Here is a 17,927-nt window from a genome sequence, read left to right on the forward strand (position 1 = left end):
TGGGAATGTTTTTTATGTCGCTCATCCTTCATGTTTTACTTTAGCTATGACGGCCTTCAGAGGCATCAGTCCTCAAAAGGGCCTCTTCACTCCATACCGCCGCATCTTGTCGTACAATGCTGATCGGCTTATACGCAGCACGGCGAGTGCTCCCCTCTTCCCTTCAATCCGCCAGCCCGACTGCTCCAGCGTCCTCTCGATATACCGTTTTTCGAGATCCGCCAGAGACGGATTTCCGGAAAACAACTCTTCGGGCATCTCCCCACCTCCCAGAGCCCCGACGCCTCGGGAAGCCTCGGTATGCTCCACCGGATCAGGAAGCGTCAGGTGTCGCCCCCCGGTCAAGACAACCGACTGCTCGATGACGTTGCGCAGCTCGCGTATATTCCCCGGCCAACTCCAGCTTTCCAGGATACGGCGGTTTTCCGGAGAAAAATCCTGAACGCATTCCCGATGATGCCAGTGCGAAAAAAAATGCAGATAGTAGCGGGCAATGGCGAGGATATCGGCCTTGCGTTCGCGCAGCGGAGGGATTTTCAGATTGATCACAGCTATGCGATAGTAGAGATCCGCGCGGAAGAGCCCCTGCCTGACCGCATGGGTGATGTCCCTGTTGGAGGCCGCGATAAGGCGGAAGTTCACGCTGATGGTCTGCGTTCCGCCCACGCGATGGAAGCAGCGCTCCTGAAGGACCCGCAGGAGCTTGGCCTGCACCCGCGTGCTGGCCTCCGTGAATTCATCCAGAAACAGCGTGCCGTTTTCGGCCATTTCCACCAGACCGGGCTTGCTGGTCATGGCTCCCGTGAAAGATCCCTTTTCATGCCCGAAGAACTCGCTCTCGAACAACTCGTCCTGAAGGCTCGCCATGTTGATGATGACAAGCCTGCCGCTCCTGCCGCTTTTCTCGTGGATGTACCGGGCCACCATCTCCTTGCCCACGCCGGATTCCCCGCAAAGCAGGATGGAAGCGTCGGTTTTCGCCGCAAGTTCCACATCGCCGAGAAACCGTTCCATCTCATCGGAAACGCAGATCATCTCTCCAGACGTATCTGCAAGCGTCTCAAGGCGCTCCGCATGACGCCGCTCCCGCTCCATGACGCGGGAACACTCCCAGGCAAGGACACGCCCGATATCTTTCAGCACATTCTCTTCAAGGACGGTGCGGACCTCCGGCAAAAAAGCCCCGACATGGCACAGCGCATAAACCCCATCGGGACGGCAGTCTATGGGAATGCCGATCAACATGCTTCCGAACCCCATCCCCCCTTCCTGCACATTGTCCAGAATAAGCGGAGCTCCCTCGGCTACGAGCTCCATGAGATCGGGCAGGGAGGCATAAGGATACGTCACGGATTCGAGCTTGCCTCCGAGAACGGCCACAAGGCGGAGCGGCGCATGTGGATACGGGACATGAAAGAGGTATCCCTGCGTAGTGCCGAGGATGCGGGCCGACTCCGCCAACAAAGCCTGCGAAAAGGCCTCGAACTGTTCCCATGTCCTGTGGGGGGAAAAACTTTCACGGTAGGCTTCGAGAAGGGCCCGCGAGGAAAGATTGGCGTCCCCATGCTTGCGCATGTAGGTGGGGACCAGAGCAAGCAGTTCCTCCGGCCAGAAAAAATCCTTGAGACAATCGTACATGGGCCATGCGTCGCTCACGAGCAGCACGGCCTTTTCCTTGTCGTTGCGCCGTAACGCCAGTGAAGCCAGCGCCAGCCGCGTTTTCGCCGCCTCAAGCGGGCAGCCTATCTTTTCAAGCAGTGCGAGGCTGTCCTGATACAAGCCGAGCGCCCCATCCTCATTTCCTCCGCGCATCAGCGCGTTGCCGGACAAGCGGGCCGCAACGCCCCGCAACATACGGTTGGGCCCCCTGAGGCAGCGTTGCAGCTCCTGCTCCGCCGAATAGCAGGGAAGCGGCGGGCATCCCTGCTCCTGAAAGGCGCACAAAAGCTCAAGCAGTGCGCCCCCCAGATAAATCGGGCGCTCATACCCCTGACGCCGTGCCTCATCCAGTGCCGAATGGAGCACCTTGTAGGCCGCTTTCGGATTTCCGGACAGCATATGGTAGTAGGCGAGGTGGCGCGCATTGGTGACGCCGCTGACGATATCCACCTGCGGCGAAACGCCTATTTGCGCTATGTCCAGCTGTTCCAGCGCCTTTTCATATTGCCCCATGCGCAGATACAACGCCGCAAGCTGCCCGCGTATGGAACGGGCGAGCTGGTTGTCGCTGCGCGCGGCGAACATGCGCAGCCGCGAGAGCAGCAGCCCGGCCGCCAGCTCAAAATTCCCCCGGCAGGAAGCCGCAAAGCTCCAGTGCCTGACATAAAACATTTCGACGAGATGGTGCTCCTGCGCGCGCAGTTTCCGGCTTGCGCGGGAAAAGAGGTTCATTGCCTGTTCGTAGTTCCCCTCAATGAAATGGTAAATGCCGAGATAGGGTGCCGCCTGTTCGAACAGGTCCGGTTCTTTGAGCGCCTCAAGCGCCGTATACCCGCGGGCCATGATAGCGTGGAAACGCGGGTTCCCGTGTTCCGGCGTATTGCAGACGTTTATGGAACCGACGAGCAGGTCGAAGAGCGCCATGTCGCGTCTGTCCCCGAACTTCACGGCCAGCCCCCGCGCCCGGAAAAAGAGCCGGGCAAGCGAAGGCGTATTGCTGCCTGAACAAACGATGAGCGGGTGCACGTCACGGCAAAGACGCCGGTACCGCTTCGCCCCATCGGCGTTCAGTCCTCGCAAGCCCACTCCCAGAAGGCTTCGATGGACGAGGCGGAGGACGAGATTGATCCCCGCCGGGCGCAAGGTGTTCATGCGGCTCAAGCCCAGCCCCAACATCGTTTCCAGTGCCCCAAGCTCTTCCCCATCCGCAGACAGCCGCAAAAACGATTCGATACCGGAGCCGGAGGGCCGGGCCAGCAAAAACGAGCACGCCTCCTTGTGGGCTTGGACGCGCTCCACCAGACGGAACCGGCGTTTCCTCCCGGAGGAAGGCGGGCAGCCGGGGAACGCACCCCGCTCCGCTTCAGCGAGCGGGATCTGGGCAAGCTGTGCGAGCAATTCGGGGGACCATTTCCCTTCAAACAGATCCGCGAGCAACGTCCCGACAGCACTGTCCGCATACCACGCCTTTTCTTTCGCCATATCCTTCTCCTTCACCGCGGCCCATCGACCGTTCAGCCCTCGCCAACATAGCCGTCCGGAAACAATACGGCAATATACAAAATTGTCCGTTTTCAAGACAAAAAAAGAAATGCGGATTCTTCCTTTTTAAATAAAAAACAATAAAAACGATACAATAACGAGCTGGAACACCCTTTGCTTACTCTTTATCAACGACGCACAACATTTCGCTGCCGTGACGTCCGTCCCCATGCAGCCTAGAGGAGGGTCCCTTTCATATTGCTTTCCCGACCAAAGAAAAACACCACGGCGGCAGCCATGTTTCGGACACACTGTCCCCAGAGGGGCAGTCACCTTCCCAATCAGATGCGTAAAAGGAGTTCATATGATCCACAGCATCGATCCTGCGGCCTGTACCGGCTGCGGAACCTGCACCAAGACATGCCCACTGGATGTTTTCAGGCTCGAACCCGCGCAAGAGGCCCTTTCCCCTTGCATGGCGGCTTGCCCAGCCGGGGTCGACATTCGTGGCAACCATTACCTGATCCAGCAGGGGCACCTTGGCGAAGCGGCCCGGCGCTACCGCATCGTCCAGCCGTTTCCGGCCATCACGGGCCGGGTATGTTTCCATCCCTGCGAGGAAAAGTGCGCCCGGAACCATGTGGACGAGGCGGTAAACATCAATGCCGTCGAGCAGATCATGGGCGACTGGGATCTGAAGGCTCCTCTCGAAAAGCCCGCCCGAAGGCACATCACAAAGGTCGCGGTAATCGGTTCCGGCCCGGCGGGGCTTTCCTGCGCGTGGTTCCTCGCACAGATGGGGTACCCGGTGACGGTTTTCGAGGCGATGCCGCTTCCCGGCGGCATGTTGCGGTACGGCATCCCCGCGTATCGGCTTCCCGACGCGATCGTTGCGGCCCACATCGCCCGGCTTGAAGCGATGGGCATCGCCTTCCGCTGCAATACGAAGATCGGCGAAGGCGCGGACCTGAGCCTTTCCGACCTGAAACGGTTGGGATTCAAAGCCGTCATGCTGGCCCCCGGAACGACGGTCAGCCGCAAGGTACGCATGGAAGGCGTCGAGCTTCCCGGCGTCCACTGGGGCCTTGAGTTCCTGCGCGCCAACCGGGGCGACGAACAGCCCCGCCTGTCCGGAGACGTGCTCGTCATCGGAGGCGGAGACGTCGCCGTGGATGCCGCCATCACCGCCAAAAGGCTCGGTGCCGCCAAGGTCAGCATGGCCTGCCTTGAGTCGCGCGAAACCATGCCCGCGTATCCGCACAATCAGGCGGACGCCCTGAGGGAGGGCATCGAATGCCATTGCGGGTTCGGCCCCGGCACCATCCTTCAAGAAAACGGGCACGTCGCGGGCATGGAACTGAAAACGTGCATCCGGGTTGTCGACGAGCAGGGACGTTTCGCGCCCCTGTTCGATGAAAACGCCACCATGCGCATCCGGGCCGATCATATTATCTTCGCCATCGGCCAAGCATCCGAGCTGGACGGGTTCGCCAAGGACGTGCGTACTGAACAGGGACGCATCGTGATTGAAGACGTCACCTTCTCCACCTCGGCATGGGGGATCTTCGCCGCGGGCGACGCCGCCACGGGCCCCTCTTCCGTCGTCAGCGCCATTGCCGGCGGACGCGAATGCGCCTTTTCCATCGATCGGATGCTCAAGGGCGCGGACATCCGGGGCGAACGCGAACGCAAGCGTCCCGAGCTTCCCGAAGAACAATGGCCCCGCGAAGGCATCCGCCACGAACCGAGACAGGAGCGCGCCAGCCTCCCCGCCCCGGCCGATGATCCTTTTGCGGAAACCCTGCGGCCTCTGGATATGGAAGCCTGCTTCGCCGAGGCGCTGCGCTGCATGACCTGCGGCAGTAAGTCCCGCATCACCTATACCGACGACTGTATGACCTGTTTCAACTGCGAGCTGAACTGCCCCTCCGGGGCCATCTATGTGCATCCCTTCAAGGAACGTTTTGCCCGTACCCTTGATCAAATCGAAGCCGACAACCGGTAAGCGAGGCGCATATGAAAGAACAAGGCTATCAATATACGACGGACCTGCTGGTTATCGGTTGCGGTTTCAGCGGGATGTGGGCTGCCATGCGCGCCAGGGACTTTCTGGGCGACGTGCTGGTCGTGGACAAGGGCCCCCGAGACTGGGGCGGGCTGGGCGGGCTTTCCGGCGGGGACATGATCGTCAAGCAGCCCGATATGAAGCTGGACGATCTGCTCGACGATCTCGTGTATTATTACGACGGCCTCGCCGACCAGAAGCTTCTCGGGCAGATTCTGACGCAATCCTATGACCGGTTCATGGATTTTGAGAATCTGGGGCACAAATTCGTCCGCAACGATAAGGGCGAACTGTGCTTCATCCCCCAGCGAGCCCTTGATTACATGCGCTATTATTACTACCACCCCTACGGGATGGGCGGCATCGAAAAAGCCCGCCTGCTCAAGCAGGAATGCGAAAAGCGGGGCGTGCGGCGGCTTGGGCGCACGGTCATCACCGACGTCATCACCGACGGCGAACGCGTGACCGGGGCCGTGGGCTTCCACAGCCAGAGCGGGGTGCCCGTCTTCATCAAGGCCCGCGCCGTCCTGCTCGCCACCAATACGGGCGGCTGGAAGCCCTCCTACCATCAGAACACGCCAGCCAGCGAAGGCGTCAGCATCGCCTGGAACGCGGGTTGCGCCATGCGGAATTTCGAATTCTGGAAGGTGTGGAACGTGCCTGTCGATTTCGCGTGGGAAGGGCAAACGGGCCTTCTTCCCAAGGGAGCCCGGTTCCTGAACGCCAAGGGAGAGGATTTCATGAAGAAATACTCCCCAAAATTCGGAGCCAAGGCCGATCCCCATTACAATACCCGGGGTATGGTGCACGAAGTGAGAGCCGGAAACGGCCCCATCCGTTTCGATTGCAGCCAGATGAAGCCCGAGGATGTGGAAACCATGCGCCCCAGAGCGGGCTGGATGGGCCTCAACGACAAGAAGCTGCGCGAACTCGGCATCGACTTCTTCGGGCAGGAACTGGAATGGATGCCGCAGGTGCGCCATACCTACGGCGGCATTGTGGCCGATCTCGACGGCTCCACCGCCATAAAGGGGCTGTACGCCGCCGGGCTTGCCCGCAATCCCGATCCGGGCGTCTACATGGGCGGCTGGGCCACATGCATCACGGCGACGACGGGCTATTCGGCCGGGGAAGCCGCCGCGCAGTTCGTACAGGGGCACGATGCAGTGGCCTTTGATGAAGCGTACGCCGCCTCCCGGCTTGAAGCGTTCACCGGATACCTCGGCAGGGACGGCATCGCGCCCAAGGATGTCATCTCCGACATGCGCGAGGTCATGAGCGCCCCCGACATCGCGCTGATGAAGACGGGCAAGGGGCTTTCGCGCGGGCTCGACCGTGTGGAGGAAATCCGTGCGGAAGTGCTGCCGCACCTGGGAGCGCGAGATCCGCACGAACTCGCCAAGCTGTTCGAGGCCACGTCCACGGTGCTCCTTACCGAGCTGTGCCTCAATGCGGCCCTGATGCGCAAGGAATCCCGCGCCGGACATTACCGCGAAGATTACCCCGAACGGGACAACGAACACTGGCTCAAGTGGATCGAGCAGAAGCAGGTCGACGGCAAGCGGGAAGTCCATACGGTCCCCGTTCCCTTGAACGACTACCCCATCAAGCCATACCGCTACTACATGGACAACTTCAGCTGGCCGACGCCTCCCAAGGCCGTCTGATTCCGCCCCCCCCTCCCCTTCCACCCGGCTTTGAGACCCTCCGTTTCCCGTCTTCGCAAGAGGACGGGAAACGGCCTCCCCCCTTTTTGCCAACAGGCAAGAACAACCCTGTTACAGAGGCACCCCGCGAGGAGAACCGGTCATGCCACTTCTTCCCTCTTGCAAAGACAAAGAAATCGCCTACTACGCCCACTCCCTGATAAGCCTCCTGATCATGTTCGGCTGCGGCCAGCTCACGCCCATAACCCCTTTGACCCCGCTGGGGATGAATCTGATCGGCATCTTTCTCGGCGTGCTGTACGGCTGGATTTTCATAGACATCATCTGGCCGAGCATGGCGGGCCTGCTGGCGCTCATGCTCATCGGCGGCATGAAGCCCAACGAGCTGTTCCAGACAAGTTTCGGCGATCCGCTCGTTATGATGATGTTCTTCATTTTCGTCTTCTGCGCGACCATCAACTATTACGGCTTGTCCAAATTCATCTCGCTGTGGTTCATCACCCGCAAATGCGTCGCGGGGAAGCCTTGGCTGTTCACCTATACGTTTTTCCTGTCCATCATGCTGCTGGGGGCACTGACCAGCGCATCCCCGGCGGTCGTTATCGGCTGGAGCATCCTGTACGGCATCTGTGACAAGTGCGGCTACCAAAAGGGCGAAGGCTATCCGACGATGATGGTTTTTGGCATCGTGTACGCGGCGCAAATCGGCATGTCGATCATCCCGTTCAAGCAGGTTCCGTTTACCGTACTCGGCGCGTATGAAAACATGTCCGGCATGACCATCGATTACGCGAAGTACATGATCATTGCGATAACATGCTGCGCGCTGTGCTCCCTGCTGTTCATCGTCATGGCCAAGTACGTGTTCAAGCCCGACATGAAGAAACTGATCTCGCTGGATACGGGAGGGCTGGACACGGAAGGTGCGCTGCGGCTGAATAAAGTCCAAAAAATCGTGCTGGGGTTCCTGTTCGCGCTGGTCGTCCTGCTGCTTTTGCCCAACATCCTGCCCGCCACGTCCGGCATCGCCCGCTTCTTCAAGACCATCGGGAACACGGGCATCTGTATGCTCCTCGTAACCGTGATGTGTCTCCTCAAGGTCGACGGCAAGCCGCTGCTCCGGTTCAAGACGATGGTGGATTCCGGCGTGACGTGGGGGATCATCCTCATCCTCGCCGTGGTGATGCCCCTTTCCCATGCCATGGCCAACGACGAAAGCGGGATCACCAAGTTCCTCATGGCATTGATGACACCCTTCTTCGGAAACGAATCTTCGCTGGTATTCGCGCTGTGCATGGGCTTTTTCGCTACCGTCCTCACGCAGTTCATGAACAACGGCGCAACGGGAATCGCCCTGATGCCCGTCGTCTACAGCTACTGTACAGGCATGAACGTTCCTCCCGAGCTTGCCATCATCATGGTGGTCATGGGCGTCCACATCGCGTTCCTCACTCCGGCCGCCAGCGCGAGCGCCTCGCTGCTGCACGGCAATGAATGGTCGAATACGAAAGCCATCTGGAGGACCGTGCCCATCGTCATCCTCGCAACATGGGCCACTATCTCGGCCATTGTCGTTGCACTGGGCGTGGCCCTGTTCTAAGGTTTCACAGGAGCCCCTCTCCCAAGACAGACCTCCTCACCACGAATAATTTCAAAAGATAAAAAGGGAATACATGAGACAGGAATCTTCTCATGTATTCCCGGTAATCAGCTGAGGCGGGACGGAATATGTGCTGCGGGCGCGAGTTCAATACAGACAAAGGCGTAACTTTCTTGCTGAATACCGGAAGTGAACTCTTCAACGTAACAACGCATTCGCCTACGGAAATCTTGCCGTGGAATGGAAATCCCATATATCTTCGCATAAAAAAGAGGAGAAGGAATTGCTTCTCCTCTTTTTTATGTCCTTCTACCAACGGCAGGGTTCCGCACCTCCAAGCGGTACAGCTTCACAACGGTTCGTCCCCATCGTCCGCAGGGCTTCCTCTCCCCTTCGGAATCGGGGGATGAGCTCCGGAAGGGGCCTTCCCACCGCAATGGATTGCCCCTCTCGATACGGGGGAAATCCCCTACAGCGGAGCCCGACATCACTTGTCGGGGATGAGCCTATAGCCGAGTTCGTACGCCATCAGTTTCAGCGGCGTGGGGTCACCCGTGGTTTCGATGATCGCCATGAACGTCTCCACGCCGAGCTTCGCGCCCTTGTCATAAGGGTTGATCTCCCGCATCAGCGTCGAATAGGGCTTGCCGACTGCTTCAGCGACACTCTTGGCGGGGACCTCCCCATCTCTTACCATCTTCTGAATCTCTTTAATAAGCTGTTCATGCATGTCCGTTCTCCTTTCAATCGTCGCTGCCGACGTCCCCCATCGGTGGGGCGCTTTCCTAACGCCGTCATACATAAGATGAGATATCTTATATCGATTTTTTGATATATATAAAATGATAAATAGTCAAATACTCTTCACGGCAGAACACTATTCACAAAAAAAATCTTTTGTCACAACATATTACATACAATAGAAAAAGGTGTATCCTTACCGAATCCGAGTAGCGAGAGTATGGGACAACCAGCTCACAGCAATGAAGGAGAGGAAAGAACGGAATACTGCCACCTCAAAAATTTCGAAGGCGCCATCCTGAAATAACCGCGCCGCAACAGTATGCCACCGAACCGCCCCCGCAAGGGAATGACGGTTCCGGGCTCAGCGCAACACTCCGGTAGCCTCCATTCAATGCGAAAGGCCCCCTTCCTTACGGATGAGGGCCTCCTTCAGCGGATTACAACACTCGGTGATCCGCTTTTCAACGATTCCATTTTTTTCCTAATGACGATTTTCCAATTCGTGGGCACAGACCAAATAATAGTGCCTTCCATTGGCGCTGGTTTCATAGGCGGCCAGCTTGGTCAGGGCAACGGCTTTTTGCCGCCGAGCGGCCTCGGCGTTCACGCCTATGGTCAACAGCAGATCGCACAGCTCCAGACACCACTGGCATTCCCCTTTCCGCACGGCCTCTTCCGCCGCCCGCAACACGGCGTCCGCCCCGCCCGCCAGCGCAACGGCCTTTTCCGCACGCTCCTTCGGCGGCAACGGGTGCAGATTAGTGGGGTTACCGTCGAACCACCCCAGATACGCGGTAAAGATGGCCCGGACCGTCCATTCCACACATCCGTAATACTCCCCCAGATACGGCAGCGAGGCATACTCCTGCGGGAGTACGATTTCGGAAGCCAGGGTGTCTATATCCTTTCCTTCATTCATGCCCGCAAGCGTTTTCTCAAGAACATACCGGATAGCATCGCGGAAACCCGTCAGCACGCTCCGGACCTCCTCCTTGCCACACAGCGGCCGCGTATGTCCGGGCAGCAGGTAGGTCGCCGAATAGGACAAAATCTCGTCGAGGCTGTCCAACCAGCCCGCTATGTCGCGGTATTGACTGCCGCGTATGGCGTACAGGTTCGGCCAACAGCCGTAATAGTTATCCCCGCAGCACAGCACTTGCCGCTCCGGGAGCCAAATCATGATCTGGTCGTCCGTTTCGCCGGGGAGCCGGACCAGTTCCAGCCGGACGCCATCGATTTCGCGGACGACCTTGTCCTCATCGTAGACGGTCGTCGGCTGCCGGAAAGCTCGGGACTCCCCGTAGGCGAGCCCTTCGCGTATCCCGATGCCTTGGGAGATGTTTTCTTCATCGCTCAATGCATACCCGAATTGCCGGATGCCGCGCAGGTTCTGGATATCCTGCAACATTTCCGTTTTCTTCAACACAGGGGCTGCTGGCGCGAAGGCGATGATTTCCGGGTCCGTACCGGAAAACGCCCCGGCTCCGCCCCGGTGATCCGGGTGGCCGTGCGTATACAGGATGGTCTTAACCGGCTTTTCAGTCCTGCTCCTGATAATCTCCAGCAGCTTTTGCCCCCGCTCCAGCGTATCGAGCGTATCGACCAGGATGACGCTGGTGCGGCCTTCGATGATGACGGCGTTGCTGTGGCCTACGCCGAGGACATGCCAAATGCCGGGCACAATGGGCGTTATCGTTTCCTTATAAGATTTTTCCGTAAATACAGTGAGTTCTGCTGCTCCGTTTGGCTTCAACATGGTCTTTAACGCTCCTTTTCCGGTTTGACGCGTCTTGTTCGCCTCTACAGGCGTTCTTACCGTCGTACAGTATGCTGACGGAGAACTCAACGAGCTTTCCGCCGGATGGAGCATCCATAGCCCTTGCCTGCTTGCGCCATTGGATGCAAGGCCATATTCTGACAGGAGAAAAATGGGGTACTCCGTTTTTCACCTATGGACCATTTCACTGACAGGTGAAAGCAAGCCAAACGCTGTGGGCTATGGGTTTCAAATGAATAAATCCCACTCCCAAGCCTTCGGCCCTGTCCTCAGGCCATTTTGAAACGAACGGAAAGCCACGCCAGGAAGAACTCAATGTGACCAGCGGCAGCTCAAAAGGCCAAAGCCTGGGCCTGACACGATCGTGCCTCTTGGCGTATGCGGCCTCCTGCCCCAGAGGACTTTTACGCTGCCGCAGACTATCCGCCAGCTTACCAGTACTTTTTCCCCTTCCCGGTCAGGATCCCAAATGGATTGTGACGGTTCCCGCCTCAAACAGCCGTAGACGACGGATAGGCATGATGTTCCGTCGTATTCTATCAGAGAGAGCTGACTGGTTCACTCTCAACCATGCCCCCAGTTCTTTCATCCTTGCTCCCCCTATGGCCTCCCTCATGCGCGTGAGTACATCTATTGCCATAATACCAATTTTTTGCCGGGTTGATGAAACCCTTCCGTTCCCAACCTGTTTCCACACCGCACCTCGCGAGTAGCTATAAGCACTCAACCGAGTACTTATAACTACTCAAAGAGTAAAAAAACGCTACAAAGGGAGAATGAAAAATGAACGGACTAAAATCAGAAAACACGTCATGCCCATGATTCTCAGGCGCTACAGGGATGCCGGGGGGTTGCCCCAACAGCAGCTTGCTGACTACGCCGAAGTCAGCAAGGGTTCCATTTCCGCACTGGAGGGCGGACGCAGCGTCCCCAATGTGGATATGCTGATTACGCTTGCGAGGGCGTTCGGCGTCCGCCACGGCGAACGGCTGGACGCCGTTGTGGACGAAACGGAAAAAGAAGTGCCGCCACGGTGAAGACAGCCTCTTAGGACCGGCCTCATCGTACGGCGCTCACGCTGCCTCTTCAAGAAACATCGCGCACGGTAATGGCAAAAAACAGGGCCATCTTCTCCGGAAAGGTTCTCCACCCCCACGAAGGGAATCGCTAAGCGCGCATGGGCCGCCCAAACAGGACGGGGGCCACCGCAAACACGGAGACTATCGCCATCAGCACATAGATGTATTCCGCAGAGAACGCCGAAGCGATGACCCCGAACAGCAACGGCGTCAGGATATTGGTGGAGCCGCGAGCGAACGTATTGACGGCGAACAGATCATCGTAGGCTTGCGGATCCGTCACCGGCTCCACAAGCAGTGTCTGCAAGACGGGGACGGTCCCTTTGGTGACGATGCCGAGCAGGATGGAGGTGACGATGATCACGGGCAAGCCCTGCGCCGTCACAAGCACCGCCAACAGGGCGGACATAAGCAGTTTGGATGTGATGAAAACCTTGCGGGAACCGAAAATGCCCACCAGCCGCCCGCAGGCCATTTTCCCCGCGAAGCAGCCCACGGTGAAGGCCAAGGCGAAACTGCCGATGACCTTGGGATCCATCCCCTTGGCGAACAGCAGGAAAGGCAGGAAAGCGAAAATCTGATCGCCGCTGAAGCCGTCCAGAATATTGGCGACGACCGTGGACGCCGTATGGCGATCCCGCAGAAGCGAAAGGGGCGGCAACAGGGATTGCGGCTTCTTGCGCTCCTCGCAGGGCGAACCGCCAGCGTCTCCGTTCCGCAGCCATGTCCACAACAAGTACAACGTAATGCAACAGGCCACAGCCCCGAACAGGGCACAGACGAACCGCCAGCCGGGGATTCCGGCAACGCTCCAAGCCGCGAGGAACCCGGCGAAAGCGGTGATCGGAATCCGGCCGATGTCGCCTATGGCCGTGAAGTCCCCCAACACTTTGCCGAGCATGGAACGCTCGGTGCGCACCGTAAGATACGAAAACGCCGCGTTGTGGAACACGCCATACCCCATCATGGCAATGACGAAGAAAAAGCCCGAGAACCAGATATTCTGGGAGAACGTGTTCGCCGCATACCCCACGCCGTACGCGCCGGTGATCAGGCACAGCGTACGCAAAAAACCGAACCGCTGCGAACAGCCCTTCGTGCCCAGGCCCGCCAACGTACCCAGCAGGGCCGCAACCGACAGGATGACCCCCGCGTCCTTTTCCTGCGCGCCAAAAGCGACGATCATGAACGACAGCAAAATGGGCACGCTGTCATACAATCCGTCCACGATCACATGGAAAATCTGCAACAGCGTGGTGGTCCGGTCCGCAAAAAAACGCATGTCGAGCCCCTTATCGGTTGGAATGCCTTCGCCTTTCAGCGAATAGCATACTGTTCGGGAAGCTATGTTGACGACCGGGCCGGATCAACGGCGAGGCGAGCCTGAAGGGAGCAGCCTAACTATAACGCTGTTAGAGTGGCTGTCTACCGCACCTTTCGGAATAAGAGGAAAAAGAGGCGGGACGCAAAATGCCCGATCCCCGGATGCCTCGGGCACCAGGGAATCGGGAACAGATGTCAGGATATGGGGAAAAGCCGCCAAACGGGAAGCCCCTCCCCCACGTTGGGGCCGGGGTCAACCCCACTGACGCGGGCGGGGCAAAGACGGCCAAGGGCCAACCCGGTTTCCGGACAAACCGCCTTTTTCCGATCAACGCTCCGCGTGCCCACCCTCCCCGGCAAGAAGCTCGGTAAATTCCGCTGCGGGCATCGGGCGGGCGAACACGTAACCTTGGATGATGTCGCATCCCGTCGTCTCCAGAAATGCCACCTGCTCATGCGTCTCGACGCCCTCGGCAACCGTGGCCATCTTGAGCTCCCCGGCCATGCGCATGATGTTCCGGATGACGATCTTGGCCTGCTCATCGTCTTTCGCCGTACGGAAGAACATGCCGTCGAGCTTGAGCACGCTCACGGGCAACGCCTTGAGCACATTGAGCGAGGAATACCCCGCCCCAAAATCGTCTATGGAGCACTTTATCCCCGCCCGGCGCAATTCATGCACGGCGGAACTCAACAGCGCCACATTGTCGAAAAAGATGCTCTCGGTGAACTCCAATTCCAACAGGCCGTCGGGGATGGCGTACTGGGACTTTATCCTGATGTACCGTTCGACGAAATCAGGCGTGTGGAACTGCATCCGCGACACGTTGACCGACAGGGGGCGGGGCTCGATCCCGGCGTCGAGCCATTGACGCAACAGGCCGCATACGGATGTGAACATGAACTGATCGAGCTTGACGATAAAACGGTTCTTTTCAAAAAGCGGAATGAATTCACCGGGCGAAAGGAATCCCTGATCCGGGCTCTTCCACCGCACCAGCGCCTCCCCGCCCGCGAGGGCCCGGGTCCCGACCCAATATTTCGGCTGGATGTAGACGAGGAATTCCCCATCGGCAAGAGCCTTTTCCATGCGTATTTCCAGATCCTTTTCCCGCAGCAATTTATCACGCATGGTGTGGTCGTAAAATTTCCACTGGGCCGCGCCCTTCACCTTGATCGTCTTCAAGGCCATGTTGGCGCGATCCAACAGCGAATTGATGTCCGAGGCGTCGCTGTCTTCCACGCAGCAGATGCCGGAACGCAACTCCAACTGGTAATTTTGCTCCCGTGACACGATGAAACCATTGAGCGCACGGGAATATGCCTCGCAATACGTCACCAGCTCCTCTTTCCCCTTGTAGGGGAACAGCACCAGAAACGCATCGGCCAACATGCGCGCGACAAGCACCGGGCGGGGCGCTTCGCGCTCCAATATGCGCGCAAAGGCTTTCAGCAGCGCGTCCCCTTCCGAATACCCCATCACGTCGTTGTATATCTTGAAGTTGAGCATGTTGATGGATAGGAGTGCGCACGGGAGCCCGTCCGGGGCTTGAAGCATCCCTTCGCCATCCTGCCTGAACTTCGTAAAATTCCGTACTCCCGTGAGCTTGTCCGTATACGCAAGCGCGTAGATCTCTTTCTGATAGCCCCGCGTGATGTACAGGTAAATGAGGAAGCAGATCAGAAAACCCACAAAAATCAGGAAACAGATAAACAATGTTTTCTGAATGATGGAGTTCGCTTCCCGCATGATCTCCACATTGGGGACAATGGAAACGATATACCATCCGTCCATCTCGGGCATGGGGACATAGCAAAAAACAAATTCCTCATGCCGGTTGCTGAATACGGCTATGCCTATTTTGCCGTTTTTCAAGGAATTGCGGAACGACTCCACCACATCCGGGTTGTTCTCGCTCTGGCTGATGAGATCGAACAGGTTGGAAAAGGTCTTGTTGCTGGCGGGATGGACTGAGCGCATGGCAATATTGCCGTCCGGGGCCACCACATAGGAAAACCCCGTATTGTTATAGAAGGACATGGCATAGGTGGCGTACAGAGTCTCAACATTATAGCCCTTGAACAAGTACGCCTTGCGCCCATCGGGGAAATCCACCACCGTATAGATGGTGAATGTCCTCCGCCCGGTCCCTCGGTTGCGGTGTGGGAACAGCAGGCCGCTGCTCTCGTGCAATCCTTTGAAGGTCTCCATTTCCTGAGGCGTGAGCGTAACGGCAAGCCCGCTGTCCACATAGCCGGTCCCATCCTCGAAAATCAGGGCGGAAAGGTTGCCCGTATCGGAAAGGAACGTCTTCAACTTACTGCGGATACGCCCAGAATCGGAGGATTTTCCCTGCTCAAGTTCGCTCGCCAGCATACGCAGCATTTCAAGATCTTTGACATATCCGCGCTGGAGCACATTCGCGCCGCGCGCGGTGCTTTCCATAATGTTCTTGACCGAATTATCCCACAGGGACTGCTGAACCGAATGCATGAAATCAAACGAAATCCAACACAACACCCCGAAAAGCAAGGCACCGACGGAGCCGATAAACAGGTTTTGCCTTCGTGACGTCATCATGACTGTTTTCCCTGTTTTTCCTCTTTTCCCTGTTGGGCGTCGTGCAAGGCTTGAATGACGCTTTCCGTCGCTTCCTCGGCGGACGCACCGGAAAGGATCAATTCGATACCGGAATCAAGCCTGTGCCAAAGATTATAGCGCAGCCTGATATCCGAATGGAAGATCCCCCTCCCCGCATCCATGCTCTTCCAAAGCGGATGTACCGCTTTGTCAGCGGGAAGGGGCGCGTTCTTCAGCGGACTGAAGCCGCCCTGCCCATCATTAAAAATCAGGATGTTCTCCGGGCTCGTCAGCCCTTCCACCAACTGGACGGCCTGCGGTACATGCTCACCCCGCGAACTGACCGAAAGCGGCGTATCAAGACCGAGCACGGTGACAGCCCCTTGGCTGGTCACCGGAAGAGGAAAAACGGAAAAGCGAAACGCGGATTGCGCCTTGCCAAGCACCGGGGAAAACCAGCTGCCACCGATCATGAACGGTTGCTCACCCGCCGAAAAGAACATGCCGGGCATGTTTTCCCGTATCAGGACGAGGTCGTCGACATCAAAATACTCTTTGTCGCGCAGCAGAGCCAGAAAAAGGAACCCTCTCAGCAGTGTTCGCCTCAAAAAGGCCTCATCCGTATTGAGCGAATGAAAGAAGGCGTTGGCGTCCCCAAAGACGGCGGGCTCATAGGCCCTGGCAATGAGCAAAGCACGCAAACATTCCCGGGTCACGGCAAGGGGGGTGATCCCGATGCGGTGGAAGGCGGCACAGGCGGCAAGGAACTCTTCCAGAGTCTGTGGGACCTTCAGCCGGTTCCGCTCAAGCATGTTCAAATTGCAGAACAGGCCGAACGCTCCAAGGCTGGTCGTCACATACGGGATGGTGTCACCCTTCCGCATTTGCGCGAGGACTTGCTGACGATACGCTGCCAAGGTCGGCAGGCTGGAGAGATCGGCAAGCACCCCCTCCGGTACTTGATACCGGGAGTCCAGCGAAAGCATGAACACGTCGTCAAGGCTGTTCGAACAGATACGCTTCTTGAGGATACAAGGGTACGTGCGTAACGGGACCCATTCGTAACTGACGAGGATATTAGGATGTGATTTTGAGTAGTTATTTAAAATATGCTCTGTGACTGCCTTATTTTCGGACGGGTATTGAACCCCCAAAAACGTCAGCAGAACTTGCGGGTACAGGGAGGGGTTATCGTATTCCACATTCTGATTGCCCCTTTGGAAATAAAAACCGGATAAAAGAAAGCATTGCGAGAGGATAAACCCAAAAAACAACTTTCTCATAAAGAATACCGGAAGGACTTGGCAGTTTTGAGGATACGCTTGCTTGTCACGCAAACAGCTTTACTAAAAAAACGGCTTGCCTATACAAGAAAGGAAAAACGGCTTGCTGGCTATTGTTATTTAAATGATATGCGAATAGCAACGCTGAAATCGTCAATAAAATAACTTTTGGATAGCAAAAAGAGGGAAGGAGGACAACCAAGCGCGCCGGATTGTCTGCCCAGCCTTATGTGCCATGTGGCCACTTCGTACACGGTACAACTTCAAAGTGGAGGCTGTTCCCTTGCCGTGGCCAAAACCGCAAGCGGAACCGGCGGCGGACTCCACCGGCAAGCCATCAGGTTCACCTGCACAAGCGGTGCGCTGCGCCGGTCATCGGCTTCCTTTACCGCCGTTTCCTTTAACACAAAGATGTCCTCCCGCGAGAGCGCATCCGTTTTCCGGAAAACACGGCCTCAGACGGAGGGGAAGCCTCTTTCCCTGTGTATCAAAAGGAAAAAGCAATGGATAAGCCGCACATTGCTCAAGAATGTCCAAAGGCAATTGAAAAAAGTTCCCGATTACGATATGGTTTTACCCCATAATCCGTTGCAGCATGAGGTATTGGAAGCCATGAAGCGTTTTTTTCAAAATAGGCAGTATGATGTGCTTGTTTCCTTACGCCAGC

At 57.4% G+C, this 17,927-nt stretch carries 10 protein-coding genes; 4 read left to right on the forward strand and 6 right to left on the reverse strand.

All coding sequences use genetic code 11. The annotated features are described in order from the left end of the window. Positions 1–72: 72 nt before the first annotated feature. The gene (locus T370_RS0100060; RefSeq protein WP_029434308.1) at positions 73–3,141 is read right to left on the reverse strand and encodes a sigma 54-interacting transcriptional regulator; all 3,069 of its coding nucleotides are present in this window, start codon (positions 3,139–3,141) and stop codon (positions 73–75) included. 364 nt (positions 3,142–3,505) lie between these two features. On the opposite strand from T370_RS0100060, the gene T370_RS0100065 reads away from it, so the two are divergent. The 3 genes from T370_RS0100065 to T370_RS0100075 all read left to right on the forward strand — a co-directional run bounded on the left by T370_RS0100065 (position 3,506) and on the right by T370_RS0100075 (position 8,473). Next, the gene (locus T370_RS0100065) at positions 3,506–5,146 is read left to right on the forward strand and encodes an FAD-dependent oxidoreductase (RefSeq protein ID WP_029434309.1); all 1,641 of its coding nucleotides are present in this window, start codon (positions 3,506–3,508) and stop codon (positions 5,144–5,146) included. Positions 5,147–5,157: 11 nt separating this feature from the next. Continuing rightward, on the forward strand, positions 5,158–6,873 hold the full coding sequence (locus tag T370_RS0100070) for an FAD-binding protein (protein ID WP_029434310.1): 1,716 nt from the start codon (positions 5,158–5,160) through the stop codon (positions 6,871–6,873). A 142-nt stretch (positions 6,874–7,015) separates the two neighbouring features. Continuing rightward, complete coding sequence (locus T370_RS0100075; RefSeq protein ID WP_029434311.1) at positions 7,016–8,473, forward strand: SLC13 family permease; 1,458 nt, start codon at positions 7,016–7,018, stop codon at positions 8,471–8,473. A gap of 487 nt (positions 8,474–8,960) precedes the next feature. Here T370_RS0100075 and T370_RS0100080 read toward each other — a convergent pair whose 3' ends face one another. Both T370_RS0100080 and T370_RS0100085 read right to left on the reverse strand, forming a co-directional pair. After that, on the reverse strand, positions 8,961–9,203 hold the full coding sequence (locus T370_RS0100080) for a phage regulatory CII family protein (protein ID WP_005026565.1): 243 nt from the start codon (positions 9,201–9,203) through the stop codon (positions 8,961–8,963). A gap of 495 nt (positions 9,204–9,698) precedes the next feature. Next, entirely contained in the window at positions 9,699–10,973 is a 1,275-nt protein-coding gene (locus tag T370_RS0100085) for an alkyl/aryl-sulfatase (protein WP_029434312.1), read from the reverse strand. An 833-nt stretch (positions 10,974–11,806) separates the two neighbouring features. Here T370_RS0100085 and T370_RS0100090 point away from each other — a divergent pair. Beyond that, positions 11,807–12,031, forward strand: coding sequence for a helix-turn-helix domain-containing protein (locus tag T370_RS0100090; protein WP_248604170.1), 225 nt, complete (start codon positions 11,807–11,809; stop codon positions 12,029–12,031). Between the two features lie 130 nt (positions 12,032–12,161). On the opposite strand, the gene T370_RS0100095 is transcribed toward T370_RS0100090, so the two are convergent. From T370_RS0100095 to T370_RS0100105, 3 genes are all read right to left on the reverse strand, one after another. After that, the gene (locus T370_RS0100095; RefSeq protein ID WP_029434314.1) at positions 12,162–13,355 is read right to left on the reverse strand and encodes an MFS transporter; all 1,194 of its coding nucleotides are present in this window, start codon (positions 13,353–13,355) and stop codon (positions 12,162–12,164) included. Between the two features lie 369 nt (positions 13,356–13,724). Beyond that, positions 13,725–15,977, reverse strand: a complete 2,253-nt coding sequence (locus tag T370_RS0100100; protein WP_029434315.1) for a bifunctional diguanylate cyclase/phosphodiesterase — start codon at positions 15,975–15,977, stop codon at positions 13,725–13,727. After that, complete coding sequence (locus T370_RS0100105; protein ID WP_248604171.1) at positions 15,974–17,179, reverse strand: ABC transporter substrate-binding protein; 1,206 nt, start codon at positions 17,177–17,179, stop codon at positions 15,974–15,976. Before T370_RS0100105 ends, T370_RS0100100 begins: the two co-directional genes overlap by 4 nt. Between the last annotated feature and the right edge of the window lie 748 nt (positions 17,180–17,927).

This window comes from Bilophila wadsworthia ATCC 49260, assembly GCF_000701705.1.
In the GTDB taxonomy this organism is placed as follows: domain Bacteria; phylum Desulfobacterota; class Desulfovibrionia; order Desulfovibrionales; family Desulfovibrionaceae; genus Bilophila; species Bilophila wadsworthia.